The sequence below is a fragment of the Caballeronia sp. LZ008 genome (assembly GCF_031451435.1).
Lineage (GTDB): Bacteria > Pseudomonadota > Gammaproteobacteria > Burkholderiales > Burkholderiaceae > Caballeronia > Caballeronia zhejiangensis.
The window spans coordinates 1-1947 of the sequence record NZ_JARUXK010000015.1; the positions used below are offsets into that span (position 1 = coordinate 1).

A 1947-nucleotide genomic window follows, 5' to 3' on the forward strand; every position below is an offset into this window, starting at 1 on the left:
GCATTGCCCGCCGCGACGGTGTAATTGCCGCCGATCGCGGCGTCGGCGTTGCCGCCGGTGCTGGTGAAGAGATGCCCGCCCGCGGCCAGTTGCATGTGCTCGCCGCTCGTGAGCGCAACGCCATGCGGCGCGGATGCGAGGATGACCGCCTGCTGCAAGTCCTTGAGTTGCGTTTCCAGCAGCGACTTCTGCGCCTCGCACGCGGCGACCACGGCCTTGGCCTTGTTGACCGCATCGGAAAGGCTTTGCATGCGTGCTTGCGCCGCCTGCAATTGCGTGAGCGCCGCGCTCATGTCGAGCGTCTGACCGCTCGCGGTCTTCTGCGCATCGGCGGAAAGGAATAGTCCCTTACCGGCGCGAAGTGCTCCCCACGAATCGGAGCGAAGCTCATAGCCTTCGCCGCGCTTCTGCCGTTCTGCGTTGACGATGTAGCCCAGGTTCAGTTGCGTCTTGCCGCCGTACTCGGTGGCGAGCTTGACGCCTTCCTTTCCCTCGGCGTCTTCGAGCCTGAGCTTGTTGTTGCGGATGGTGCGAATGGTGTTACGCGTGTTCCATCCGTTGCGGCCGTGAATCAGGTCGGTCGCGTGGCTGTGGTGGTGAGCGTGGGCGATATAAGGACACCGCGGATCGCCGCCCGCGAAGGCTATGCCGACCTCGGTATCGCGTAGGAGCGGCAGGTGAAAGCCCGTCTGATTCGCGCCCGCGAACGGTTTCGCGAGCCGCAGGCGAACGCTCTCGCCGCCTCTGGGCCATTGATCGGTGTCGAAGTCGAAGCGCACCGTGTAGTGACCGTTCTCGTCCAGCTCGGCGTAATCGCTGTCGTCACGCGTGGTAACACGCGCGCTCAGCGTGCCGACGATCTTCGGCCACGAGTGCTCCTGCATCAGAATCCGGTAGGGGCGCTCGGCAGGAATGGCCCGGAACGTGTTGTGATACGACTTGTCGCGTCCGGCTTCGTGGATCACTTCGGACAGCACCATGCCATGCGGCGCATCGGGCAGCTTCTCGTCGAGCCGCACCACCAGCCCCGGACAGAACGCCGACACCGTGCTCTTGCCGTCAAAACGAATCTGTCCGGACAGCGCTTCTTCGTGCCGCAGTTGCGCTTCGAACTTGGCGGCGTCGGCGTCGAGATGGCGGCTACCCCACGTATAGGACTGTCCGTAGGTGGTTTTATCGTCGCGCGCGAGATTGACTTGCGCTTCGATCGGCTCCCATGAACGCAGGGGGTTGTAGTCGCGAACGCGGATCGACTGTGCGACGGTCACACTCTGCTGCTGCAACGACAAGACCGCTTCGTGGCCCGTTTCCAGCCCTGAAGTCTCGCGATAGAGCACGTTGGCCCGCAGCGAATAGTCGTATCCATCGATGTCATCGGCGAAGATGACCTGATCGCCGAAATCGCCGGGGCGCGTGTAACAGAACAGCCCCGCCTGACGCATCAACAGATGGATGAACGCCCAGTCCGATAGCTGGTGCTGCATGTGAAAGACGAGCTTCGGAAACTTGCGCCGCAGCTTGAACGCGAACTGATGCGTGAGGAAATCGTGATCGCGCAAGATCGTCTCGATGATCTCGGGCACGGTCTTGTTCTGATAGATGCGCGAGCGCTTGGTGATGCGCAGTCGAGCCAGCGGCGATTCGACGACGACGCGATACGCGCAGAAGTCGCGCGTCTTGCGAGTTCGTGTGAAGCGCGTGATGTTGCCGTTCCACTCGCGCGGCGTGCCGTCGCCGGGTAACGGCTCGATGCTGAATGTCGCGTTGTGCCCGAGATAGTCGGCGCGCGCCAGTTCCACATTGGCGGTCAGTTCAAGCGTGATGTGATACGGACTGCCTAGCCGCTCGATCGCCTTGACGGAGATGATCGAGAGGCCATCGCTCGGCGGTGCGCCTCGCACCTTGAGATAGTAGTTCTGCCTGCCCGTGATCCAGCGCGCGAGGGCG

The 1947-nt window shown here is 62.8% G+C and carries 1 protein-coding gene; it reads right to left on the bottom strand.

The window, feature by feature from the left end; translation table 11 throughout:
* On the bottom strand, positions 1 to 1947 hold a 1947-nt coding region (locus QCE49_RS33505), incomplete at both ends, for a type VI secretion system tip protein VgrG (protein WP_309806854.1).